Source organism: Enterococcus gallinarum NBRC 100675, assembly GCF_001544275.1.
In the GTDB taxonomy this organism is placed as follows: Bacteria; Bacillota; Bacilli; order Lactobacillales; family Enterococcaceae; genus Enterococcus_D; species Enterococcus_D gallinarum.
This window is the reverse complement of the sequence record NZ_BCQE01000027.1, coordinates 26,784-52,846: the sequence shown is the minus strand read 5'-3', so window position 1 is coordinate 52,846 and position 26,063 is coordinate 26,784. Positions and strand designations below refer to the sequence as shown.

Below are 26,063 nucleotides of genomic sequence, written 5' to 3'. Positions count from 1 at the left end.
TTCTGAAAATTGCTAAAAAACATATTAGCTCTTTTGATTTTCTTTCATTTTATTAAGAATAGTATACAAAATTAATTTTTATTTAAAAAGCAGAAGTTGAACATGTAAAGTAATACGACTAATCTCAGACGATGATATGATAACTGTTTCTCTATAGTATCTTTTCTTCAGTAAAAGAACTTCAAAAGCAAAAAAGAACCGTGAATCCCTTTAGTATCAAAGGATTCACGGTTTCTTTTATTATTCCCACTCAATATGAGTAGCCTCGTAAAGAAGCTATTATATCAGTGCTTTTTCAGCCTATTCCTCATTTTGGTAGGGAAATGGTAGGGTTAGATTTTTACTGCTTGATTTCCATTAAAGTTTGCAACTTTAGATTTTGTTGCACAGGTAAATTTAATGTTTCCTGTCATTTGTTCTGCAATTCCTTCATCATTACGGCTCCATAGATGAGCGTAGTGCTTTAAAGTGATTTCAGGGCTAGAATGGCCTAACCGTTGCGACACGACCAGAATGTCTGCGTTAAACTCATTGATTAGGTAGCTAACATGAGAATGACGTAATCCTTTTCCTTGTATTAGGGGTACCTTAGCTAGTTTGGCATAACGCTGAATAATTCGTTGAACAGTTGAACGATAGAGTGGGAGGTCAGTGTAGCTAAGAATAAATTGTTCTACACCATGATTTTTTTGAATAACTTTCCACTTTTTTAGCACTTCAATTGTATCATCGTCCAGAGAAATGATCCGCAAGCCGCTTTCAGTTTTTGTGTAAGGTTTCCGAATAAAATCTTTTTGATTTGTCATTTCCAAGGTGTGATGAACCCTCAACTTTTTACGTTTGAAGTCCACGTCATTCCAATTAAGTGCTAATCCTTCGCTTACACGAACACCAGTCATGTAATATAGCCAAATCATTAAAAAACACATATGTTCGTAGAAATCATCTTTATAAATTTTTGCCAAAACTTCTTCAAATTCTTCTTTTGTCCAGTAAGGAACGATTGATTTTCCTTTTGGAATTGCTTTTGTTCTTTTGGAAATATTCTCATTCAGAAATTGCAGGGTGACCGCATAGTCTAATGATTTACGAAACATACCGTACATAAGTGAACTGTATGCTTGTGAGTATCCGCTATCGTTCAATAACCAAATTCGATAATTTTCACAATCTCGCACATTGATTTCACGAAGCTTCTTATCACCGAAAAATTCAGTAATCTGAATCAATCCACACTCACGAGAACTCCAAGTACTTTTTTGTACGCTAGCTTTGTAGTGTGGAACGTAAGACTGCTCCATAAATTCTTTGTAAGTTAAATCATAATTCGCAAATCCATTTACAACCATGTATTCATTTTTTATACGCATGACTTCTTTGTGTGCTTCACGAGCTGATGAGAATCGTTTTCCTAGAGAATCTTTTGTTCCTTTCTTCTGGATCCTCTTTCCAGTCACTTGATCTGTTCCTAACTCAACTAGATAAGAAAAGCGACCATTTTTATCTTGATACACACAAGGGTATTTTGTTTTCATAGTTATTCCTCCTGTGAAAGAGGAACACCTATAATTTCTTCAATTACTTGTCGGGGTACTACCCCAACTCTTTTATTATTATAATATGGATATCCCTGATTTACCATTCTTGTTTTTGCTTGTCGGATTATTGTGGTAGCTTGATGTGTTTTAAATCCTAGAGCCTCTAAATCTTTTCGACAAATTGTATTTTTCATTGTATAAACTCACTTTCAAAGAAAACACTATCATTGGGTAATAGTGTTATTTCTTTATTTTTGTATAATGAACGGTACTTTCTTGAAAATCCATCACTTGTTCAGGACTTCCCAACTCATTTAAAGCTAAAGCATTGTAAAAAAATGGACGTCTAACTATATATTCGCTTGTATATAGTATATCTTGATTCGTGGAATCATAGGGTTTCTTTACCATCTTTTTGGTGACAGTTGGTAGTTTGAGATTCCGGGACTTGAAAAAAGCTTTTTTCTTATGCTCTTTCAATTCCAGCTCTTTATCGAAATATTTGCTGATATAGCGCCCGCGATTTTCGATACTGTCTACATCGATCTTGTTGATCTTAACGAAACCCTGACCCCAAATCGTAGTTAACCGGTTAAATGAGATAAAGGGGAAATCAAACAAGATAATATGGTAGTGGATTGCACCGCGTTGTTGCTTTTCCCACGTGGCGAGATACTTTAAATTTGCTTTTTTAGTTTTATAGAGGTCATAATTCAGTCGTTTGATAAATTTTTTAAATTCATTATTTGCATACTCAATGTCTTGAATGTTTTCTTTGAAAGTGAGAGTTAAAAATTTCGTTTGATTGTCAAAATTCGTGTCTACAAGGCGGGCAATCTCAAATCGCATACTTTGATAATGTTTCTGTTTGCGTTTTAAACTGTCATATTGTCCTTGAGCGGATAATTCATCATAGTTTTTTCTTTTTTCAAGAGTAATATCATTTTCATAAATCCAAGCTAATTTTTGTTTTCGTTCCAGATTTACTTCGTTTTCGATCGTTTTACGTTTGGGAGTAATGATTGCTTCATAATCATAAATTTCAATATACGTGGGAGTTTCAATGATTTTCTGATTATAAGCTTGCAAAAATCATCACTCCTTGTTGCGTATTCGATTGTCAAAGAACCAGTCATTTTCTCCTGATGTTGATCTATAAATCAAGTTAAGGGGGAAGGCCTGCGTAGCAGCCCTTCTAGCCTATGGGGTGTTGGGCGGTCTTAACGGACAGAAACGGCTCTGTGGGCGCTGCCCCGCCGTTTCGTCCTAACCACCCAACACTCCATAGTATAGTTAGTTTTGTGTAGTGGTACCTTGTTTTCTGGGAATCAAAGTTGCCGTATCAGCGGTTGCCGATAACCCATAACTGACAAATTGTCCATTCGAGCGTCCCCAAGGTACAATCACCAAATTGGTAAATGTAATTATGGCTAAACCTTGTTGGGTAAGTTCTTCCGGCGTGATCACAGGATGTTCAGATTTGACTTTGACACTGATTTTTTCGTAGCGAAGTTTTGGTAGGATACATTCGTAGCTCCAACCTAGAATTTCGCCTTCCTTTTGCCAGCGAGTGACATTGACGACTTGGTATTCTTTTTCGAGTGTTTCTTTTGGTAAACTGAGATCGGTAATTTTTATTGGCATCACAATTCTCCTTTTTTATACGAAAGTTTATACGATTTGATTAAAAAATATAGATGGCCATCTACGACTTGTATTATATACGAGAACTTATACGTAGTCAAGAGATTTTCTAAAAAAATATATACGATTTTTTATACGAGTGTTATAATGAAAAAAATGATAAGGAGGAATTTGAATATGTTTGGTTTAGTACAACCTAATAAAGTGAAGGTGGGCCAACGAATCAAAGAAATAAAAGACGGAATGTCTCTCTCTTTTACAGAATTAGGGAATCGATTAGGTTTAAAAAAGCCGACGATCAGTTCCTACGTTCAAGGCTATGCGTTGGCTCCTAAGAGTGTGATCAACCAATTATCTAGTATCAGCGGAAAACCTGTCGGCTGGTTTTATTTTGGGCATGTGGAAGAATATATCCGAGAGTATTTGTTTCTCATTGGTCAGAAACAAATAGTGGACGATTATCCTGAAATCATTGAGAAAATAAAGCAAGAATTTTATACGGGCGAGTTCAAAAATCCTGCTTGGGAGAATGAGCTAGGCTATCCTTTGGAGGAATTTATCCAAGAATGTTTTGTAGAATATTCGAGTGAAATCATGAAGGACTATGTCGTACAGATTACGAAAGAGGTACTTGAAGAATCCAAAACGCTAAACAAACTATCATCAAAAGCAAAAGAAGAAGCTGTCACGATTCTTTCATCTGGGATCATTGACTATATCGAGATGAGTGGTGAGATCAAGTATGGAGAGAAAGATCGCATTGCGAAAATGGTGAAAGAATCAATAAAAACCTTTGATGTGAAACAAGACCTGACATTTAATGATTCCTATTTGATTGGAAAGTTGATCAATATTCTTGGTACAGATGAAGATACGGAGCTGTTTCTTTCTTCTTTATCAATGATATTTACTGATAAGCATTTTTCCACTCGATTTGGTGGGGAAGAATTAGTCGAAATATTTCAATCGATGCGACCAGCGTTAATCAAACTCTATCGGGAGAAAACACCAGATGAATTTTATGATTGGTTTGAGAAGTAAAATAAGAAAAGTGGCTTAGATTACAAGTTGGTGAAAAAATTTTTTTCAGCATAACATCAGTAATCTATAAAGGGGTTGTTGATTATACTGTAGAAGTTAAGTACTCAAGAGATTTTTTGTACGTAAACAAAGCAAAAAAGGGTGCAGTTTCACTAGAAAATGTACTCTTTTTTGTGATTTTTCTTAGTTATAGAGTTTTTTTGAAACTTTAAAAATGAGAAAACATATTGATTTTAAAGAGTGTAGACATAGCTTCTTTTGCTAAATAGATTAAACTTACTGGTGAGTGGTCTTGAACATACTTTTAAATCACATTTTACTGAGTTTTATTGGATTTTATAATTCATTGGAAACCTCGTACTTAATCTGTTTTTATCTATCGACTAGAATCTGTATATATTCCAGCTATCAATGAGGCCGCAGAAAAGGGTGCTTAAAAATAATCTATTGTTTAAAATATTATTATCAGAATACTTAGATACAAAATTCTGACACAAAGTAAAAAAAATATTGACTTAAAAAAATGGCTATGGTAATCTATAAACGAAAATATTGGTAACGTTTCCAAAATGCATCTTCGTTAAATTTTTATTTTTTTAAACGAAAATGGAAACGTTTCTAAAATGTATTGGGAGGAGATTGAATTGGAAAAGACATTGGGACCAGGTGGTGAGATAAGGGCGGTACAACGGGATAAAAAAAATATTTCGAAGTGGGAAAAATTAAAGAAACAGTTGCGGCGTGATAAGTGGATGTACTTGTTGCTCTTACCAGGTATCATCATGACGTTTATCTTTAAGTATGTGCCAATGTACGGTGCTGTGATTGCATTTAAAGACTATAATCCTATGCTAGGAATTTTGGAAAGTCCTTGGGTAGGACTAGATCACTTTAGGGAATTTATCAGTTCACCAAATTTTACGCTTTTGCTGAGCAACACATTAAAAATTAGTATTTATGGTTTATTGTTAGGTTTTTTTCCACCAATTATTTTAGCACTGAGCTTGAATCAAATTATCAATAAAAAAATAAAACAGAAAATCCAGTTGATTCTATATGCGCCGAATTTTATCTCAGTAGTTATTATTGTGGGGATGCTGTTTTTGTTCCTATCCGCAAATGGACCTATTAATGGGTTAGTAGAAAAGGTTACGGGGCAACCAATTATGTTCATGTCTAATCCAGCTTATTTCAGAACGATTTATATTTTATCGGGAATTTGGCAAGGAATCGGCTGGTCATCCATTCTTTACACCGCAACGCTGGCGGGAGTCAGTACCGATTTATATGAGGCAGCAAATATCGATGGGGCAAATATTTTACAAAAGATTTGGCATATCGATTTGCCTGCATTGAGGCCTGTGATGGTGATCAGCTTCATCTTGGCCGCCGGCGGTATTATGAATGTAGGATATGAAAAAGCCTACTTGATGCAAACTTCAATGAACATCCCTGCCTCAGAAATCATTTCCACTTATGTATACAAAGTCGGCTTGCAATCAGGTGATTATGCCTACTCTGCTGCTGTTGGTCTGTTCAATATGATTATTAATGTCGTTTTATTACTGATTGTCAACAATATAACCAAGCGGCTAAACGATGGTCAAGGCTTGTAATGAAAGGAGAAAATTATGAATAGTGCTTTATCAAAAATCGACCGTCAAATCTTATGGTTGAATCGAGTGATTGTAACTTTTTTAGTCGTCATCACCATTGTTCCGCTGATTTATGTACTGGTAGCTTCTTTTATGGACCCAGCTACTTTGATCAATAAAGGTATAAGCTTCAATCCGAAAGATTGGACAATACAGGGATATCAACGGGTATTTGCAGATGATTCCATTTTACGCGGTTTTGTAAATTCGTTGTTTTACTCTTTTAGCTTCAGCTTATTGACTGTATTTATTACGATGATCACTGCGTATCCTTTGTCTCGACCTAACTTGGCGGGGAAAAAGATTATTATGACTTTTTTTGTCATTACAATGTTCGTGGGTGGTGGCTTGATACCTACCTATTTATTGGTAAAGAACTTGGGCATGTTAGATAGTGTATGGGCGATTATCGTACCAGGTGCTATAAATGTGTGGAATATTATCTTAGCCCGTACCTATTTTAGTGCTTTGCCAAAAGAACTTTCTGAAGCTGCTACTATCGATGGCGCCAATGACTTGCAAATACTGTTCAAAGTCATGCTTCCATTAGCGAAACCAATTATGTTCGTATTGTTTTTATATGCCTTTGTTGGGCAATGGAACTCATACTTTGATGCCATGATTTACATCAAAGATCCCGACTTACAGCCGTTGCAACTCGTATTAAGAAATATTTTGATCCAAAACCAACCTTCACAAGACATGGTGGGAGCCAATACTGCCATGGCAGAAATGAAACAAATTGCTGAGTTGATCAAATACGCAACGATCGTCATTTCTAGTCTGCCATTAATCATAATGTATCCTTTCTTCCAAAAATATTTTGATAAAGGTGTTTTAGTTGGTTCTGTTAAAGGGTAAGTATTGTTCACTATTTGTATGAATAAAAATTATAAAGGAGATTTTAAGATGAAAGCAAAATGGATGCTGCCAATCGTTTTTACTTCCGTACTAATTTTGGGGGCTTGTGGAGGCTCAAAAGAAAAGAGTAAATCAAGCCCTGATTATGAACTAGAAAATGTCTCTTTTCCATTGAAAGAAAAAGTATCTTTAAAAATGATGTCTCAAAGTGCCCCTTTGGCTCCCAATGATCCTAATGACAAATTGATTTTCCAACGATTAGAAGAAGAGACCAATCTCCATATTGATTGGACAAACTACAGTAGTGATTTTGCCGAAAAAAGAAATTTGGATATCGCTAGTGGTGATTTACCAGATGCCATCTTCAACGCCGCTGCAGGTGACTATGATTTATTAAACTGGGCGGAAAGTGGCGTTATTGTACCGATTGAAGATTTGATCGAAGATTATATGCCAAATCTGAAGAAAATTTTTGATGAAAACCCCGAATACCGACAAATGTCTACTGCACCTGATGGTCACATTTACTCTATGCCTTGGATTGAAGAATTAGGCGAAGGAAAAGAGTCGATTCATACAGTAAATGGGATGGCTTGGATCAACAAGGAGTGGTTGGATAATTTGGGTCTTGAAATGCCGCAAACCACTGATCAGTTGATGACTGTGTTGGAGGCTTTCAAGACGCAAGATCCAAATGGTAATGGTGAAGCAGATGAAATTCCTTTTAGCTTTATTAACAATGGAGGAAACGAAGACTTAAAATTTTTAATGGGGGCATTCGGTCTAGGTGATAATGATGACCACTTAGTCGTTGATAACGATGGTCAGGTACAATTTACTGCTAACAAAGAAGGGTATAAAGAAGCCATCAAATATTTCAATAAAATGAATAATAAAGGTCTTATTGATAAAGAGGCTTTCGAACAAGATTGGAATACGTATGTTGCCAAAGGGAAAGAACATAAGTATGGCGTGTACTTTACTTGGGATAAAGCAAATATCACGGGTGCAGATGATAGTTATGACGTCTTGCCAGTCTTAGCGGGACCAGATGGAACGAAACATGTTACTCGTACGAATGGCATGGGTTTCTCAAGAGATCGTTTCGTAATTACTAGTGCGAATAAAAACTTGGAACTTACAGCTAGGTGGATAGATAAAATGTATGAACCGTTACAGTCTGTCCAAAATAACTGGGGAACCTACGGTGATGAAGCACAGGCGAATATTTTTGAATTAAAGGATGGTATGTTAAAACATTTGCCTTTAGAGGGGACAGCACCGGGGGAACTAAGACAAAAAACCGAAGCTGGAGGACCATTAGCAGTTCTTGATTCTTATTACGGCACAGTCACTACTATGCCAGATGATGCGAAGTGGCGTTTAGATTTGATGCATGACACGTATTTGCCATATATTACAGAAGACAATATCTATCCACGTGTCTTTTTAGAAAAAGAAGAAACAGATCGATTAGCAAAAATCGAAACGGATATGTGGGATTACATCTATCGCAAAAGAGCAGAGTGGATCACCGGCGGTAAAATCGATGAAGAATGGGAAGAATACCTTGCTGAATTGGAACGTGTAGGTTTGGAAGAATGGATTCAAATAAAACAAACTGGCTATGATAATTTTTTGAAGGGAGCACAATAAGTGTTAGTAGAAGAAACGGCGATTTTGGATAAAGCAAATCGATTTATTGAAATGATGCGAGGAAAAGTTAACCCTCAGTATCGACAAAACTATCATTTTTCCGCACCCATCGGGTGGATAAATGACCCCAATGGGTTTATATATTACAAAGGGCATTACCATCTCTTCTATCAATACTATCCTTACGATAGTCGATGGGGGCCCATGCATTGGGGGCATGCGCGCAGTAGTGATTTGGTCCATTGGGAAGATCTACCAGTAGCGTTAGCCCCAGATCAACCTTATGACAGCGGCGGGTGTTTCTCAGGAAGTGCAATTGAAAGAGACGGAAAACTATATTTATTTTATACAGGCTGTCAAGAAATTGATGGTATTAGCCATCAGCATCAATGTTTGGCGGTCTCTGAAGATGGTATTCATTTTAGCAAATACAGTGGTAATCCTGTGGTAGCAGAAAAACAGCTAGGTGAAAATGGGCTGATACAAGAATTTCGTGATCCTAAAGTAATTGTTCACAACGATGGTTACTATATGGTAGTAGCTACTAAATCTACACAGTCTACTGGTAGAATAGTGATGTTTCAATCGTCAGATTTGTATACTTGGCACTTTTACTCTGTGTTGCTAGAAGGGACTTCAGAGCAAGGAATAATGTGGGAATGTCCTGATTTATTCCATTTAGACGGACGAGATGTCTTAATCATGTCTCCGATACAAATCAAGAAGAACGGACTGGAATATCATAATATCAGTTCTACCATGGCTTGTATTGGTGAGGTAAACTGGGAAACAGGTCAGATGATAGTTGATAATTTCCATGAAATGGATTTTGGAATGGATTTTTATGCACCACAAACAACAAGAGATCCTAATGGTGGACGGGTGATGATTGCTTGGATGCAGATGTGGGATCGTACATTGCCTACACATGAGTTAGGCCATCTTTGGGCAGGCTCTATGAGTTTGCCCCGAGAGTTAAGAGTGAAAAAAAATCGATTGGTACAAAAACCCATCTCAACTGTATATAGTCATTTAGTTTATCAACAAGGCAGTGAAAATATTGCAGTGACTGACACATCAGTCGTATTTCGAAACGCGCTGTCTGATTCTTCATATTTACATCTAGTCGCAGATTTGGAGAAAGCTGAAGTTTTTACAATTGAATTACTGCGGTCTAAGACGGATTGTCTCAAACTAGCCTATGACACTGCTACACAGGTTTTTGAATTGGATCGTCAGAAACTAGGAAGAGAGCTTACAGGGGCGGAAGAAGACCCTCTGAATGTACGAAAAGTTGAAGTACCTTTGATTGATAATCAGCTCGTTCTTGAGATTTTTAGAGATACCTCATCAATTGAAGTCTTTATTAATGGGTTAGAAGTTATGACGGCTACTTTCTATGAGCTGGAAAAAGCTCGAGATATCTTGTTTCATTCGATCGGAGAAAGTCGTATTCAAGCTTTTGAAACAGCAAGTGTGAAATAAATGTTTGATTGCTTAGGCGATGAATCAATTATTTAATAGGTTTTGAAGGATAATGTTTTTAGAAAAGAACAGATAGCTAGATTTCCCATGGATTTGCTATTAGTATTTTGAAAAAATTAGTAATTTATGACAAAATTCATTATACTAAACTTGTGCAGAAATGTGAGGGATCAACTATGAAAGCAACAATGAAAGATGTCGCAAAATTAGCAGGTGTTGGAGTAGGAACTGTTTCCCGGGTATTGAATAACGGTTCTGTTAAAGCTTCTACTAGAGAAAAAGTTGAAGCAGCAATGACAGAGTTAAACTATCAACCAGATTTTTATGCCCGGGGGTTAAAGATGAAGCATACGAACACGGTTGCTTTGATTCTACCCACGGTATGGCATCCATTTTTTGGCGAATTTGCCTACCATGTAGAAACAGCATTAGAAAGACAAAACTACAAGCTTTATTTGTGTAACTCCAGTGGTAATAGTGAAAAAGAACAAGAATATATCCAGATGGTCAGCCAAAATAAAGTAGACGGCATCATTGGAATTACTTATTCAGATATCGATGAATACATTTCGAGTAATCTGCCTTTTGTTAGTATTGACCGTTATTTCACTGAAGAGGTGATTTATGTGACCGCTGACAATGCGGCCGGTGGACGTTTGGCTGCAAATGAACTTTATCGCCGAGGATGTCAGAATGTAGCATATATCGGTGGGTACCAAGAAACACCGAATGAAACGAAGAGTCGTCGAAAATATTTTGAAATCGAGTGCCGTCAACTGGGGATTTCCTATAAAGCGTTAGATATGTTAGAACCTTTAGACCATCTCTCAGAACGTGTAACAAATTTTTTGTTAGAGAATCCCGATATCGATGGGATTTTTACGATCAACGATCCAATGGCATTAGCTGTCATTGATATGCTTGAAAAAATAGGGAAAAACGTACCAGAGGATGTCCAAGTTATCGGATTTGATGGTCAAAAGATGACAGAAGGAGATCCTTATCTAGTCTCAACGATTGCCCAACCTACAAAGCAAATGGCGGAAGTGGCAGTGGCAAAATTAATTGCTGTCATTAATGGAGAGATAGTAGAAAAACGTACCGTATTGCCGATTGAATTTGGCGAAGGTGACACAACGAAACCTTTAGTGAGAAACGATTTTGCTTAGTGCAAATACGTTTCTTTTTTTGAAAATGAGTGAATGAAAGGTGTAGATAAAATGTTATATGGTGGAATAGAAGCCGGTGGAACAAAGTTTGTCTGTGGGATTGGTAATGAACAATTACAAGTGATAGAACGGAAAAGTTTTCCTACCACAACACCAGAAGAAACGATGGAGCAAGTGTTTGATTTCTTTGATAAGTACAAAGGGAATATCGCATCAATTGGTGTAGGAGCATTTGGGCCTATTGATATTCAAATCGAATCAAGAACTTACGGATATATCACCAACACACCGAAGTTAGCTTGGCAAAATTATCATTTTGTAGGAGCTTTGGAAAACGCCTTGTCGGTTCCCATCTATTGGACTACCGATGTAAATGCTGCTTGTTATGGAGAATATATGGCAGGGTATGGAAAAGGTAAAAATAGTGTTCTGTATTACACCGTTGGTACAGGTGTTGGTGGTGGTGCTGTAGTGGATGGGAAAATAGTCGCAGGTTTTAGTCATCCTGAAATGGGACATATGCTCTTACAACGTCATAATGAAGATCAATTTGAAGGAATCTGTCCTTTTCATCATGATTGTTTGGAAGGGTTAGCATCAGGACCTGCGATTGAAAAACGCTTTGGAAGAAAAGCCCAGACTATCTCATTTGATCATCCTTATTGGACGATTGAGGCAGATTATCTTGCTCAGTGTGTGTATAACACAACGTTACTATATGCACCGGAAGTAATAATTTTAGGCGGGGGTGTAATGAAACAGCCGCAACTACTCGAGTTGATTCGCCAATCGTTTAAAGAAAAAATGGGTTCCTACGTGGATACGCCTACTCTCGAAGAATATCTACTAACTCCAAGGCTTGCTGACAATGCGGGCTTGATTGGCTGCCTAGCTTTAGCAATAAAGAAACTCAATCATTAGAATAGTATTTATTAGAACTATTCATAACATACCGGAAGTTTAAAAGGGTATTCTGAAACTTAAATAGTCTCAATTCATTCTTCTTTCTTGAGAATCTGAGTAGAGACTTTTATTCTGTTTCAAATTAATATAATTACGAAATGATATTGAGTACAAGAAAGTTCTTTTTACCAGATCTTTTAAATCGAAAAATCTGATATATATATTTATAGTACTAAAAATCTGATTAGATAAAAAGCTAATTCAACAGGAAAATAAAGGTAGTGAATAAAAGCAAAGCCCTTGTTAGTAGTTAATCTAACAAGGGCTTTGGTAGGGAAAATGGTAGGAAACCATCTTATTTTTTACGAAAATCAGGAACTTTAGTAATTGAATAATGTTGATTTATAGGTATTCCTCATCCATATTATGTTGGCTCTTTATTCCCACTCCACGTAATAAGTAGTCTTTAAACGCTTATATAGCAAGGTTTATAGACTGTCTATTATGTGCTGGCAGGATTTTGGCAGGGGTTAATTTGTAACTGCTTGATTTCCATTAAATGCTATGCTTGATTCTTTTGCAAATGTAAATTGAACATTACCTGACATTTGTTCCGCTATGGTTTCGTCATTACGACTCCAAAGGTGTGCATAGTGTTTTAAAGTTATTTCAGGGCTGGAATGTCCTAATCGTCTTGAAATAACTAAAATATCAGCGTTAAATTCATTAATCAGATAACTGACATGTGAATGGCGCAATCCTTTTCCTTGTATGATGGGTACTTTCGCAAGTTTTGCGTATCGCTCAATAATTCGCTGAACGGTAGAACGATAAAGCGGTAAGTCTGTATAGCTAAGAATAAAACTTTCAATACCATGTTGCTGTTGTCTTTTTTTCCACTCTCGCAAAATTTCTACGGTATCATCATCTAAAGAAATAATACGCATACCGTTTTCTGTTTTTGTATAAGGTTTACGAACAAACTTTTTCTGATTAATCATGTCTAAAGTGTAATGAATACGCATTTTCTTGCGTTTTAAGTCCACATCATTCCAATTTAGTGCTAATCCTTCACTCACTCGAATCCCCGTCATATAGTACAGCCAAATCATGATAAAACACATATGTTCATAAAAATTTTCTTTGTAGATAAAAGAAAGAACAGTTTGAAAATCTTCTTTTGTCCAATAACTGACGGCTGACTTCCCTTTAGGTATTGCTTTTGTTCGTTTGGAAATATTTCTATCTAGGTATTGCATGTTTACAGCGTAATCTAATGTTTTTCTGAACATGCCATACAATAAAGAGGAATAGGCTTGTGAATAGCCACTCTCATTTAACAACCAGATTCGATATTGTTCACAATCTTCAATTGTAATATCACGAAGTTTCTTCTCGCCAAAACGATTGCCTAAACTTGTCAGTCCTGATTTTCTTGAAGTCCATGTGCTCCTTTCCACACTTGATTTGTAGTAAGGGATGTACGTGTGTTCCATGAATTGATTATAAGTTAAATCGTAATTGGAATAGCCATTCAATAGAAGGTATTCATTTTTTATTCGTGTCAATTCCTTATAGGCTTCACGAGCAGAGGAAAAAGGGCATCCATTTTGATCTTTTCTTCCCTTTTTCTGAATTCTTTTTCCTGTTACTTTATCAATTCCTAGTTCTGCTTGATAGAAAAACTTTCCGTTGTTATCGATATAAACGCCAGTGTAGCGTGTTTTAGGCATGTGTTTTCTCTCCTTCAAGAGATAAGCCTAGAATTTCTTCTACAACATTTCTTGGTACGTGCCCCAAACGTTTATTATTATAAAATGGATATCCTCTTTTTACCATAATTTGTTTTGCTTGTCTAATAATTGTTGAAGCAGTATGGGGTAAATAGCCTAATTGGAGTAAATCTGATTTAGAAATGGTATTTTTATGTGTGAGCAATTCATTCATGGTTTGTTTCACTTCCTTCCTTGTCATCAGGAAAAAAGTCACTAAACTCTTGATGAATTTTTTTATTGTCCAATGTGGCAGGATGTTTCGTACCATTAATTAAGGTGTTTTTCTTTCTACTATGTGGAACAGAAATATAGCTTCCTGAATAAATATCGTATTCCTGCATTTCAAAATAATCAGAACTCATAAATTGAACATAGCTAATTCTCCGTTGAAGCTGTTTAAATGAATCAATTGTCTTTTTTCGTTTAAAAATCTCATCATAAAATTGTTTTGGGCTATAGGGCGATGTTATGATAAATACATCAACCATTAATGATTTATCAAAGAATCGGCTCGGTGCTTTTGGATTTTCCCCGAACGGGTCAAGCATTTTTAATAAATCGTCATATGGAAATGTTTTCGGGCGTAGTTCGTCAAGAATAACAATATGTTCCCCTTGATAATACTGAAAGCTGTCTTTTGATGATCCAGTAATAAAATAGTTTTTCGCTTTTTTGGCAGCGTATTTTTTAGCAAGAAGTGACTTCCCTGTTTCTGATTGTCCGTATATCCAAATCACTGTGATTGGTTCGCCTTTTTCTTTCCGTTTTTCAAGCCAAATTTTCGCCTTATCTGCTTGTACTTGCTCATGAACGTCTTGAATGTGCTTTTTTGCTTTGGCGAACTGTGAACCTGTTAGATTGGATATAACTTCCTCGCGCGTCAATTCTCCTGCACCCAAGCGATCAAGTAGTTGCTTGATAATCTCGTTATCTCTCTGTTTGTTTGATTTATTTATTTTTTTAGAAATACTTTTCATTAATTCGGGATAATCGAAATTCGCTTTGACTTCCTCTAAAGAGTAGAGATATTTTTCTTGTGCGTCAGTTGTTCGGTGGACAAGGTAAGAATACGCATTATTTATATTTCCATGCCATTTTTGAAACGCTGAGACTTGAGGTTCTTTGATCAACCGTGCGAGATTCTCTAAACTTCGTGCATGTTGAAACTGTAAGACCACATGCACATGTTTTTCTACGGGGACACCCTCGTCATTGACGTCTTTATCATGAATGATGCCTGCAATTTTTTCAGGTTTCAAACACTCTGTTAATTGTTTGATAATACTATTTAAAGTTCTTCTTTTGATTGTTGGTGGTAAATGGTGCAGTTGTTGCTCATACATCACATTTACGGCTTTCGTTGTACTCATGCTTGGCAATCTCCTTTCACGCGTAATTTCACTTGATGTATTGCTGTTTTTGTCAAATTTTGGCAAGAGTTTATTTTTACTAAAAATCGCTGTTTTGCTTGGTAGTGCTCACTTTTTTTGAAAAATTGGCAATATTGGTTGCGGTGGTATAACAAGCCCTACCACCGCGTAAAATAAGGAGTTTGTGTAAAAAATGGCAATGAATTTGAAAAAATAGTTGTTGTGGCGCTTTTTTGTTTTCTTTCAGAACAAAAGCGCCACGGGTCGGTATCATTAGCTTCGTTTAGTGCCAATCAACCATAATCCGAATTTTTTTCTCTCAAAGGTAGAGATGAGATACGCTGGGTACAGACTTGCCACATGTTCTTTAATTTGTTCTTCATGTTCTTTTAGGATTTTTTGCGCTTGTGCTTCTTTGGGTACTTTGATAAATAACCGTAGTTGTTCGTTGGTGAGTTCAAGCACGGATTTATGAATAGCGCGATTAAAATGTGAGATAGTCTTGTTTTCTGCTGTTTTTGGGTGTTCCAATATGGCTTGTACAAGGGAGATATTTTCGGTTAGTGTCGACTCAGATTGTTTTAAAAATCCTCTAAATCGCAAGGTTCCAATAAAGGAAATGCCTAAATTTATTAGTGAATCGTTTTTTAGTCGCCGAATACATTCGGGAAGTAATAAGCCTATGACACTAAACGGAAGCATGCGCACAATATACGTAGAAATAATTATACATTGTCCGAAAAGTGTATTCCTGGCATTTGTTATTCCGCTGTTATCTGGATTACTTATGAAGTGTTCTTGTGCAAACAGAAGCAGTAGTGTGAAGATACATACAAGTAGAAACAACATGCCTAAAAATAACAAAGGATTATAGATTCTCATAAAGTATGATTTTTTCATGTTCATTTATAAAATGCCTCTTTCTGTATAAAATGTTGGTGTGAGCAAGGGGAGAACTTGATATGGGTGTTCACTGTCAATTACTTGTATCAAGCCCGTTCCTTTTCCAATTGGAATGACAATTCCCTCCGGATTCAAGTCAGGAAATAAAAATTGGGTTGTTTTACTACTGATGTTTCCAATTTGAACTAACACATTTGCTTGTTCCCGTACACTGACAGGTACGGCGTTAAAATCAAATCGTTGTGACACTAAGACAAGGTGACAGCGGGTTGCCCGACCTAATAAGGCAATTGAACTAAGCAAGGACATAAAGGATTCTTTGATTTGTTTGTTCACACCCTCAGAAAGTGCCAATACTTCATCAATCACGACTGTGACATGCTCAAATTGGTGTGAGGGATCAAGATATAATACTTCCTGGCGTTCATAAATTGTTTTTAATACAGTATTTAATGCGTCGTTTACTTGACTAACAAAATCACTTTTTGACCGATTATTTTCAGGGTGTATCACAGAAATATCATGACTTCTTGCCCATCGTGACGGACTGTCAAATTTTGGGTCAATAATGATTAACTTTGATAATGGACGCAAACATTCAAGAAGATAGGTCAAGAAATAAGATTTTCCACTTCCTGAATTGCCTGCAATCAAAAGACTAGTTACTTTTCGATAATCAATGACTAGATTTTTCATGAGTGGTATCTGATTTTTTGGCAATTGCTTGATATGATCTGAAAGATTCGGAATGATCAAGCGTTCACTAATCCCTTTGAACCATGGAAAGAATAATGCTCGTTGTGTGTGGATATCCTCTGTATTAAGAGGTAGAAAATATGCCGAGTTTTGTTTCAATAGCGTGTAACGAGGATATAGGCTTGCATTTGCAATAATAAAAATTTTATGATACAAGTCATTGTCTATCAGATATCCCGCAGGAGTGCGGGGAACGAATAAAAATCCGTTCGCCCGAACCTCTACGAAAAAAGAATTTGTGTAGGTTGATTCTCCATTCATAGATAACGCCATGTTCAAACCTTGGTTTAAATAGCGTTCAAGGTCTTTTCCATCCATTATTTCACAACCTTGAAACCGTCAGCTTTGAAATAAACGTTGTTTCTGATTTCGATTCCTTGTAAGTTGTCAAATTCTACAATGGATAAAAACGGGGGTAAGGTTGGCTCTTTCTCAAATTTAACCGTAAAGGGATTTAAGCCCTCCTGTACAAACCATAGCTTATAACCTGTGATATTATCTGTACGCTGTCTGTCCACATATTCATATTGGGTTTCAATAAATGATGTGGTACATTGTGTTGGGACATTTGATTTGATAAATTTTTGTGCCGTTGCTTCTGAATAACCGTTTATTTGTGTAAAGGTTGTTTTCATAAGTGTAAATCTCCTAATCTTTTTAGTATTGTTTTTAGGTGAAAAGTCCGAACCTGCAAATTCTGCTTTTCGTGGTGGATAACTTGCAGATTATCCAATGATTTATCAAAGAGTTATGCGCTGTTCCTTGATGCTTTCATAATAACGGAATAAATCTAAAAATGGTTGTTAGCCTAGTTGTTAATTTTTAGTCAGTTTAACAACCAAATGAACAACTAGATATTAGGCACAAAAAAAGAAAAAGCTGAAAAGCTCTTTCTTTTGTCTTTCTTATTTTGCGAAGGCCAGTAAATCTTCTTCTTTTAAAAATAGTAATAGATTATTTTGTGTATGAATGATTGATTCGATTATAATTTGAATATTGTTATTTAAATATTCCTGCAATGTATTCCCGATTTGACTATTATTGGTAAAATATCCTGGAATAGTTTGGTTGTTGAAATGGGTATCTTCATACCACCGTGTAAAAAGATCATCTATTATTTTATCAGAGATATTATTTGGTACTTCAAAAATGGGAGAGCCTGTTTCAAGTATTGGTCCGTGATTCTTTGTTCGTCCGTTATACTTTGAAGAAGTCGCTCGACCGATAACACTATTAATGTTTTCTTCCCTAATATATTCCTCTTGTGGTATTTCCTCAATAAGGATATCATATTTTTCAAATTCAGCTAACAGCTCAGTGTCTGGTCGTTCATTATTTGCAATCATATCCATGGCTATTTCGAATAGCCTTGCTTGCTCTTTTAGTTCATTATCTGATAATTTTTTTTTTGTTTTTTCTTGAACGACGGCCAATAATAATCTGTGCGCCCGCATTTCTTGTTGTCTTAATTGGAACAGTTTTTTGAAAGGATTCAGGTAAATCTTCGATAATAAAATCTTGCAGTAATTGTTTTGATAATAACCCTAGTTTAAAAATACTATTACTTTTCATTTTTTCAACAACGCTTGGGACAATATCCTCATAAAAACTTTTAGTAATCCACAAACTAACGGCAGAGTTAATGGTTGAGTAAGTAAAATCTTCAAAAAGAGGAGATATCACGTTAGTTTTAAAGGAGCGAATCATTTTCTCTTTACACATCAACCATAGTTTTTCCTCCATATCTAGAAAATCGATAACTGTATCTTCATTTATAGGTGTACTTCTAAAATCTCTCTCTCGATTGAAAAAAATACCTCCCACACTTAAATATGTATCCATTTTTTTGTTTATTGTATCCATAGCTACTTCACCAGACTTGAGAAAATTATAACGTTGAAAGTTATACTCCGCGAACATTTCAGCCATAGATAGAACGGCTTTTTGAGAGATAACTGATACTCTATCTACATTTCTATATAAGTTAGCATCAGTTACTAAATCTTTTTTAAGAATTAAAGAGAATAGTTGATCAAATAGCCAGTATAATGTGTTCTCTAATTCTTCTGAGTCTCCAAAAATAAGTTCTTCGGAGCTTAGATCAAACATATTTACATAATCAGTGAGCACGGTTTGGGTAATAAAATTCCCACTTTTTGGGCAGGTGCCTTTCTCAATCCGGCTAATTACTGATTTGTCGGAAATTTGTTCCATCTTTAGTCCGTAACTTTCACGTAGTTCTTTACAACGTTTTGAAATATTTGGAATTAACGTTTCTTCTAAATTTATCATTTATTATCACCTCTATTTTTTTTATTCATCAAGAATTATCTTAGCATATTAATTATAATTTAGTATTTAATTTTAATAGAATATACTAGAATTGGTTAGGAAAAATAAATTTATAGGACGAAGATGTATGTAATCGATATTTTCTGGCTTATAGTAGAAAGTGGACAGGTTAATTATGTAATGAAATTTTAGTTGAAAATGAGTTTAAATCTTTACGGAAAAGCAGTATCTAAATATAATTGATGAATGTAGAATTTTTGTTTAAAATCACTATTACTGGTCAATGCACGTGATAAGTGCGTGAAAATGGGCTTGTTTTTGCATAAAATATTTTGTAGAAAGGACGTGTATAAAATGACATTAGCAAATAACATTATAAAATTTAGAAAGGAAAACAATTTTACTCAAGAAGATTTAGGAAAAGAATTAGGAATTTCTCGACAGTCTATTTCTAAGTGGGAAAATGGAGAAACACTACCAAGTATAGATAATTTAATTATGCTAAGTGGTTTATTAAATATATCTTTAGATGAGCTAATAACAGGGGAACCGTATTTAAATTTCCCGTTTCATTTTGGAAAACCACAAAGTAGAGTTCCAGTATTTTTATTGGTTGGTGTGATATTACTAGGAATGATTTTATTCACTATGATGGGAAGAAATTTTATTGAAAAGATAATTCTGTTCGTTCTATCAGGAGGGTTTCTTTATGCTCTTTCTAGTTGTACTAGTGTTTTTGACTATAAACAATATTATCAATATTGGACTATAACTAAGGAAGGTATTACTTATGTAGATGAAGCTAAAAAAGGAAAAAGTGGTTTTTTGGATGAGTTATTATTACCGTTAAAGGTAATAGGAAGAAAGAAACATTTAAATTGTGTTTATTACAAAAATATTTCTCTAATGGAAATTAAATTTATTCCATACAAATTTAATCCTAGTGAATTAGTTACTATAAGTTGGGCATCCCCAAGAGTAACACATATATTCAGAGAAAATTTTATTTTAAAAATAACGACCAAAGTAGGAGAGGAGATATTTTTGGATTTAAGTAGTAGCTTTATTAAGGGATCTAAGGAATGTATTATGCTGCCAACAATAATATCTTTTTTTAAAAGGAAAAATTTTGAATAAAAAGATGAACAAAATATAGAAAAACTAAGGAAGAGTAATCCCTCTAACTGGATATCACAATTATATAATAAAAAAAAGTAGAAGATGATTTAGTTATCATCTTCTACTTTTTTAGTATACTTTTGATAATGTTTTGTTGAAAATATGACAATTCGTCATTTATTTCGTAATTGATAGCTATATAAATTTAGTACATATAAGCGTATAGTCTTAGTTGCTTGTAAAAAGTAAGTTCTAATTATATACCAAATACATTTCAGGCACAAAAATAGACATTTCAAGCACACATACTCATTGAAACTTTTAAATTTGCTATAGTATCGACATACAAATAATCAGTATCAATTTACTATAGAAATAAAATTAGGAGGTTTTATGAGATTTAAGAAATGTCATTATCGGTCGCAAGTAGATATGAAAGACTGTGGTGTGGCTACTCTCGCAATGATACTTGAATATTATGGTTCGTATTATTCTTTGGCAACATTAAGAGAAATGGCAAAAACAACACAAGACGGAACTACTGCATTAGGACTTGTTAAAGTAGCGGAAGCCCTACATTTTAATACACAAGCTATTCAAGCAGATATGTCGCTATTTGATGTAGAAAATCTATCATTTCCTTTTATTGCACATGTAATAAAGAATGAAACACTTTTACATTATTATACGGTAATAGGCTGTGATAAAAAGAATATTCATATTGCTGATCCAGATTCTTCTGTAAGAATAACGAAAATGTCTCGTAAACAGTTTGAGAAAGAATGGACAGGCGTTACATTATTTTTTACACCGTCTAATTGTTATAAGCCATATAATGAAAAGAAAGTTGGCTTATGGTCTTTTGTACCTGTTTTGAAGAAACAAAAACTACTGATTAGTCAGATTATTGGGGCTACTTTATTTATAACTTTTATCAATATTAGTGGTTCTTATTACTTACAAGCTATTATTGATAATTATATTCCAAATCAAATGTTTCATGTATTAGGAATTATTTCTATAGGATTAATCATTGGTTATACGATACAACAGTTAGTGTCATATGTTCAGTCACAATTGTTAATGATATTAGGACAACGCCTATCTATTGAAATTATTTTGTCTTATATCAAGCATGTTTTATATTTACCACTCTCTTTTTTTTCAACACGAAGAACTGGAGAAATTGTTTCTAGATTTACAGACGCAAATGCAATCATAGAGGCTTTAGCGAGTACAGTATTATCTGTCTTTTTAGATGTTTCTGTTGCTATAATTGTAGCAGTTATTTTATGTTTACAACATCCTCTATTATTTTTGATTAGTATTCTATCACTGCCGATTTATACTTTAATTGTCTTTCTATTCATGAAGCCATTTGAAAGAATGAATCAAGAGGTCATGGAAACTAATGCAAAATTATCTTCTTCTATTATTGAAGATATAAATGGAATAGAAACTCTTAAAGCATTATCAAGTGAAGATACAAGCTATCAAAAAATAGATAAAGAATTTACCGTGCATTTAAAGAAATCATTCACTTACTATCGAAGTGAAAACATACAGAAAGCAATAAAAACTTTACTGCATTTATTATTGAATGTATTTGTTTTATGGACAGGATCAAAACTTGTTATGAGTAATCAAATGACTTTAGGACAATTGATTACATTCAATACCATGTTAGTATATTTTACAAATCCCTTAGAGAATATTGTGAATTTACAAACAAAACTACAAAAAGCACATGTGGCAAATGCACGATTAAATGAAGTTTATCAAATTAAATCAGAGTTTTTATCCCAACAGCCGATGATTGATTTCAAAGAGTGGAAAGAGACAATTACATTTACAGAGGTTAGTTTTCGATATGGATATGGTGCAGAGGTTTTAAGTAAAATTGATTTTACGATTCAAAAAGGAAGTAAAGTAGCTTTTGTTGGTATATCGGGGTCTGGTAAAACCACTTTGGCAAAGCTATTAGTAAATTTTTATGAACCTACTCATGGAGAAATAACATTAGATCATATAAACTTAAAGAAAATAGATAAGAAAAGCTTACGACATTTGATTACTTATCTTCCTCAACAGCCGTATATATTTAATGGAACCATTTTAGAAAATTTACTATTAGGTGCACCAAAAGATACAACGCAAAATGATATTATAGAAGTATTAAATTTTGTTGAATTGAATACAGATATCTCTCGATTGCCTATGCAATTACAGACAGAATTAACCTCTGACGGTACAGAATTATCTGGTGGACAAAAACAAAGAATTGCTTTAGCCAGAGCATTGCTTACAAAATCACCCATATTAATTTTAGATGAAGCAACAAGTAGTTTAGATGTATTAACCGAGAAAAAAATAATTGACAATCTATTAGCATTAGATAAAACAATTATATTTATTGCTCACCGTTTAACAATTGCGGAACGAGCAGATCGTATCATTGTGTTAGATAAAGGACAACTCATTGAAGATGGTCCGCATGAAACACTGCTAAAAAAAGGAGCTTTCTATACTCATTTAATAAATAGTTAATCTTAAATTTTTATATTGTATTTTGTATTTCTAAAAAATCGAGGAGAACAATTATGAAAACAAAAAATAAGAGTACAAAAAATATTAAAAAATACAAATCATTATCTAATGAACAGTTAGGAGACATTATCGGAGGAGGTTCTCGTTCCCCTTCTATATTTGAGAAATTGTGTAACTGGATAGGAATGTGCAATAATAAGGATATGAGAAAGTGATGGTTGGTGATTTATTTGGACTTATTTTTGCTCTTGTAGGGGTTACTTTGCCTAGAATTATCATAGGTAGTCAAATTGATGCAATATTTCTTCAAAAGAGAAATTGGCTATATTTATTTTTATGGCATTTGATTGTTACAAGAATTAACATGGCGTTTAGTGGAATTGGAATAATTATTTTTTATTACATGATTTTCATCATTCGCCTAAAAAAAGATAAAATAATAGCCTTGTTTTACTCTTTATATTTATTCTTAGCTTATGAATCCATTCGGTTCTTTTTTGCGAGTGTATTTTATCGTGTGATTTCAACCAGGGATATGCCGATCTTTTTTTCAGAAGGATTAGATTTACTATTAACAGTATTCTGTTTATTGATAGCTACATTAATCTTTAAATATATAAGACTAGATAAAGAACTACTAGAATCTAAATGTTTTTCGGTATCTATTAATTATACTTTATGGATATTTTTGATTTTAAGTGTTTTGAGGATTACATCTTCGGTATTAACGAAAATCAAAAATCCATTTATTTATGAATTTGATACAACGGTATCTTTGTTTATTTTTATTAGTTATCTATTAACTGTTTTATATCTTCGTGAAAAACAACTAAGCTACTTCCATCGAGAAAATATTAAGAAAAAAGAACAAGAGAATCGAGATTTAAACGAATTGGTTATAGAGTTAGGTTCACTTTATGAAGAAATACGAGGATTTAGGCATGATTTTGGTGGTATTATCGCCTGCTTAGAACCAGCAATAGAAAAACAAAATGTTAATGAAATTAAGCATATCTATCAGCATGTGTGCCTTAAAATGAATCAACGTTTGATAAAAGCAGATTATACAGCTTTTAATTTAAAGCAAATAGAAGATATTGCCTTTAGAAATGTATTGACACAAAAAATGCTTCAAGCAAAAGCTCAAAAAATTCCTTTTTATTTAGAAGTATCGAACAATATTCCTATTGTAGAAGTGCCTATGTTGGATACAGTTCGTTTATTAAGTATTTTATTGGATAATGCATTAGAAGGAACAGAAAAAGCACTGTATCCACAAATTACAGTCGCAATTATTCATGATACTACTACAACTTCTGTTTTAATTCAGAATACAAGAGAATCTGTCGTGATTGATAAGCGAAAAATTTGGGAAAAAGGATATTCTACAAAGGGAAAAAATAGAGGAATTGGACTATCTTCTTTGTTGGATTTGATTTACAAATTAGAAAATGTTGATATTGAAACGATTATTGAAGAAGAATCTTTTACTCAAAAATTAATTTTTAGAAAGCGAGGTACTTATTAATGATCAATATTGCGATAGTAGAAGATAATCTTCATCATCTTATGCGATTAGAAAGCATATTGTATGATCTTTCAAAAGAAATGCATATAAAAATAAATATAGTCAGTTCGGCGAGTATAGAAGAATATCAAGCACAATTATCTGAAAAAACGGTATATGATTTGTATTTTCTTGACTTAGAAATTGATAATAATAAAAATAAGGGATTTGAATTAGCCAAACATATCAGAAGCTATAATCCCTATGGAACAATTGTGTTTATTACAACATTATCTGAGGCAATGCCTTTAGTTTTTAGAAATCATGTATCAGCTTTAGATTTTATAACAAAGGATAATAGTGAATCTATTTTTAGAGAACGTGTCAAAGAGTGTCTAAAGTACGTATTGTCTAAAAATCAAAGACAAAAAGTAGAAGAAATTTTAAGTTATTCTTATCAAGGAAGAACAGGTATTCATATCCCCTTTTCGGATATTTTATTCATTCAAACAGCCCCTACTTCCCATAAATTAATTCTTTTTGGCGTTAATTTTAGAAAAGAGTTTTATGGAACTATAGCAGATATTTTAAAGTTAGATATAAATCACTGTTTTCAACAAGTAGATCGATCAACAATTATAAATATTGACAATGTAATTGAAGTAAATTCACGTGAGCGTGAGGTATTATTTTATGAAGGAACAAGCTGTTCTATTTCCAGATTGAGAATCAAAGCACTAATAGAAAAACTAAAAGAAAAAGAGGAATAACATTTTTATACTTTAAACAGTTACCAAACAATGAAAAGGAGTGTAGTGTAGGATGTGTAAAGGGATACGAGGGAGTGATTGGTTCATAGCTATTACAAATATAGGATTATTTTTTATGATTTCAAAAATTTGGGATGGTAATAATTTATTATTTAAAGCTATATTTTTAATTTTTATACTTTCTATAAATATTTATTTATTATGGCGTTCAAAAAATAAAGGTTACTAATATATTTTATGAGCTATTAACTATACTCAATAAGTTAATAATCAAAGTCTTATTAAAAATACTGAAAATAAAAAGAGGAATAACTCAAATAGGGTTAGTTCTCTTTTTCTCTATTGATCAATAAAAAAGACATTTCAGGCACAAAAACGATACATTTTAGGCACACATGCTCCATTACGTTTATAAAATGCTAGACTATGAACAAGAAATGATTGAAGGAGATGATAAAAGATGATTTATTTTTCAATACCGCCTTAAATAATATCTATGTTAACAACCGTATTATTTCTAGTTTTCTAAAAATGGAGATATGTAACTCGTACAAGTTTTACATTTCCATACTTATATAGTTGACATTAAAGAAATTGTTGTTAAATTAAGGAATAAAATTATAAAAATATTATTGATTAAAAGGAGAAAAATATGAATACACAAGTGATTGATAAATTTGAAGTTTTAGATAAAGAGACTCTTTTAAGAGTTGAAGGTGGTGGATGGCTTAAATGTGGATTAGGAACAGTAGGAGGTGCTCTAACAGGAGGAGTTGCAGGAGCAGCAGTTGGTACAGTTACATTACCAATTATTGGGACGGTATCTGGAAGTGCAGCAGGATTCTGGGGAGGAGCGGCTACAGGTGCAGCCACATTCTGTTAATTAAAAAATATATTTATTAAAAGGAATGATTAGATGAAGAAAAGGATAGTATCTTTTATTATTACAATAGGATTTCTTATAGTTTCAATATGCAATTTTTTTAAAGAATTAAGTTTATTACTTCTTGTTTTAAACTCTTTAGGATTCTTTATATTTATTGTTATTTTAATTGAAAATATGAAGTATGTA

Annotated in this window: 25 protein-coding genes; 13 read left to right on the top strand and 12 right to left on the bottom strand. The window is 33.8% G+C overall.

What is annotated here, in order from left to right; genetic code table 11:
- Positions 1-332 precede the first annotated feature (332 nt).
- The 4 genes from EG2_RS14205 to EG2_RS14190 form a co-directional block, all read right to left on the bottom strand.
- Positions 333-1,535 carry a tyrosine-type recombinase/integrase gene (locus tag EG2_RS14205; RefSeq protein WP_010729379.1) on the bottom strand — a complete coding sequence of 401 codons (1,203 nt, stop codon included), beginning with the start codon at positions 1,533-1,535 and terminating at the stop codon, positions 333-335.
- Between the two features lie 2 nt (positions 1,536-1,537).
- Entirely contained in the window at positions 1,538-1,732 is a 195-nt protein-coding gene (locus EG2_RS14200) for a DUF3173 domain-containing protein (RefSeq protein ID WP_002351139.1), read from the bottom strand.
- 46 nt (positions 1,733-1,778) lie between these two features.
- The gene (locus EG2_RS14195; protein WP_010729378.1) at positions 1,779-2,627 is read right to left on the bottom strand and encodes a rolling circle replication-associated protein; all 849 of its coding nucleotides are present in this window, start codon (positions 2,625-2,627) and stop codon (positions 1,779-1,781) included.
- Positions 2,628-2,831: 204 nt separating this feature from the next.
- The gene (locus EG2_RS14190; protein ID WP_010729377.1) at positions 2,832-3,182 is read right to left on the bottom strand and encodes a hypothetical protein; all 351 of its coding nucleotides are present in this window, start codon (positions 3,180-3,182) and stop codon (positions 2,832-2,834) included.
- Between the two features lie 177 nt (positions 3,183-3,359).
- Here EG2_RS14190 and EG2_RS19750 point away from each other — a divergent pair, with 177 nt between their 5' ends.
- The 7 genes from EG2_RS19750 to EG2_RS14155 all read left to right on the top strand — a co-directional run bounded on the left by EG2_RS19750 (position 3,360) and on the right by EG2_RS14155 (position 11,970).
- Positions 3,360-4,223, top strand: a complete 864-nt coding sequence (locus tag EG2_RS19750) for a helix-turn-helix domain-containing protein (protein ID WP_060815144.1) — start codon at positions 3,360-3,362, stop codon at positions 4,221-4,223.
- Positions 4,224-4,846: 623 nt separating this feature from the next.
- Positions 4,847-5,839 (top strand): ABC transporter permease, encoded by a 993-nt coding sequence (locus EG2_RS14180; RefSeq protein WP_005233042.1) that lies wholly within the window; start codon positions 4,847-4,849, stop codon positions 5,837-5,839.
- Between the two features lie 15 nt (positions 5,840-5,854).
- Positions 5,855-6,739: a carbohydrate ABC transporter permease gene (locus tag EG2_RS14175; protein WP_005230433.1), complete on the top strand. Its 885-nt coding sequence runs from the start codon at positions 5,855-5,857 to the stop codon at positions 6,737-6,739.
- Positions 6,740-6,787: 48 nt separating this feature from the next.
- Complete coding sequence (locus EG2_RS14170) at positions 6,788-8,395, top strand: ABC transporter substrate-binding protein (RefSeq protein ID WP_060815143.1); 1,608 nt, start codon at positions 6,788-6,790, stop codon at positions 8,393-8,395.
- Complete coding sequence (locus EG2_RS14165; RefSeq protein WP_010729374.1) at positions 8,396-9,880, top strand: glycoside hydrolase family 32 protein; 1,485 nt, start codon at positions 8,396-8,398, stop codon at positions 9,878-9,880.
- Positions 9,881-10,056: 176 nt separating this feature from the next.
- Positions 10,057-11,049 carry a LacI family DNA-binding transcriptional regulator gene (locus EG2_RS14160; protein ID WP_060815142.1) on the top strand — a complete coding sequence of 331 codons (993 nt, stop codon included), beginning with the start codon at positions 10,057-10,059 and terminating at the stop codon, positions 11,047-11,049.
- Between the two features lie 51 nt (positions 11,050-11,100).
- Positions 11,101-11,970 (top strand): ROK family protein, encoded by an 870-nt coding sequence (locus EG2_RS14155; RefSeq protein ID WP_010729372.1) that lies wholly within the window; start codon positions 11,101-11,103, stop codon positions 11,968-11,970.
- Positions 11,971-12,482: 512 nt separating this feature from the next.
- Here the strand turns inward: EG2_RS14155 and EG2_RS14150 are convergent.
- From EG2_RS14150 to EG2_RS19745, 8 genes are all read right to left on the bottom strand, one after another.
- Positions 12,483-13,685, bottom strand: coding sequence for a tyrosine-type recombinase/integrase (locus EG2_RS14150; protein ID WP_010817835.1), 1,203 nt, complete (start codon positions 13,683-13,685; stop codon positions 12,483-12,485).
- Positions 13,678-13,899 carry a DUF3173 domain-containing protein gene (locus tag EG2_RS14145; RefSeq protein WP_029676951.1) on the bottom strand — a complete coding sequence of 74 codons (222 nt, stop codon included), beginning with the start codon at positions 13,897-13,899 and terminating at the stop codon, positions 13,678-13,680. The genes EG2_RS14150 and EG2_RS14145 overlap by 8 nt, the downstream gene beginning before the upstream one ends.
- Positions 13,892-15,097, bottom strand: a complete 1,206-nt coding sequence (locus EG2_RS14140; RefSeq protein WP_010817837.1) for a Rep family protein — start codon at positions 15,095-15,097, stop codon at positions 13,892-13,894. The genes EG2_RS14145 and EG2_RS14140 overlap by 8 nt, the downstream gene beginning before the upstream one ends.
- 273 nt (positions 15,098-15,370) lie before the next feature.
- A complete protein-coding gene (locus tag EG2_RS14135; protein WP_010817838.1) occupies positions 15,371-16,003 on the bottom strand; it encodes a hypothetical protein in 633 nt (210 codons plus the stop codon).
- Positions 16,004-17,074 carry a P-loop NTPase family protein gene (locus EG2_RS14130; protein ID WP_010817839.1) on the bottom strand — a complete coding sequence of 357 codons (1,071 nt, stop codon included), beginning with the start codon at positions 17,072-17,074 and terminating at the stop codon, positions 16,004-16,006. It lies immediately after the preceding gene.
- A complete protein-coding gene (locus EG2_RS14125) occupies positions 17,074-17,391 on the bottom strand; it encodes a hypothetical protein (RefSeq protein ID WP_010817840.1) in 318 nt (105 codons plus the stop codon). Before EG2_RS14125 ends, EG2_RS14130 begins: the two co-directional genes overlap by 1 nt.
- 270 nt (positions 17,392-17,661) lie before the next feature.
- A complete protein-coding gene (locus tag EG2_RS14120; RefSeq protein WP_060815141.1) occupies positions 17,662-18,189 on the bottom strand; it encodes a hypothetical protein in 528 nt (175 codons plus the stop codon).
- A complete protein-coding gene (locus EG2_RS19745; protein WP_249024300.1) occupies positions 18,146-19,048 on the bottom strand; it encodes a helix-turn-helix domain-containing protein in 903 nt (300 codons plus the stop codon). Before EG2_RS19745 ends, EG2_RS14120 begins: the two co-directional genes overlap by 44 nt.
- 354 nt (positions 19,049-19,402) lie before the next feature.
- On the opposite strand from EG2_RS19745, the gene EG2_RS14110 reads away from it, so the two are divergent.
- From EG2_RS14110 to EG2_RS14090, 6 genes are all read left to right on the top strand, one after another.
- Positions 19,403-20,185: a helix-turn-helix transcriptional regulator gene (locus EG2_RS14110; protein ID WP_010817842.1), complete on the top strand. Its 783-nt coding sequence runs from the start codon at positions 19,403-19,405 to the stop codon at positions 20,183-20,185.
- 375 nt (positions 20,186-20,560) lie between these two features.
- Positions 20,561-22,714 carry a peptide cleavage/export ABC transporter gene (locus EG2_RS14105; protein ID WP_010817843.1) on the top strand — a complete coding sequence of 718 codons (2,154 nt, stop codon included), beginning with the start codon at positions 20,561-20,563 and terminating at the stop codon, positions 22,712-22,714.
- A gap of 53 nt (positions 22,715-22,767) precedes the next feature.
- Positions 22,768-22,929 (top strand): hypothetical protein, encoded by a 162-nt coding sequence (locus EG2_RS18905; protein ID WP_010817844.1) that lies wholly within the window; start codon positions 22,768-22,770, stop codon positions 22,927-22,929.
- Positions 22,929-24,242, top strand: a complete 1,314-nt coding sequence (locus tag EG2_RS14100; protein ID WP_010817845.1) for a GHKL domain-containing protein — start codon at positions 22,929-22,931, stop codon at positions 24,240-24,242. The genes EG2_RS18905 and EG2_RS14100 overlap by 1 nt, the downstream gene beginning before the upstream one ends.
- Positions 24,242-24,991 (top strand): response regulator transcription factor, encoded by a 750-nt coding sequence (locus tag EG2_RS14095; protein WP_010817846.1) that lies wholly within the window; start codon positions 24,242-24,244, stop codon positions 24,989-24,991. The genes EG2_RS14100 and EG2_RS14095 overlap by 1 nt, the downstream gene beginning before the upstream one ends.
- A gap of 652 nt (positions 24,992-25,643) precedes the next feature.
- Positions 25,644-25,874, top strand: a complete 231-nt coding sequence (locus EG2_RS14090; protein ID WP_010817848.1) for a Blp family class II bacteriocin — start codon at positions 25,644-25,646, stop codon at positions 25,872-25,874.
- The last annotated feature ends 189 nt before the right edge of the window (positions 25,875-26,063 follow it).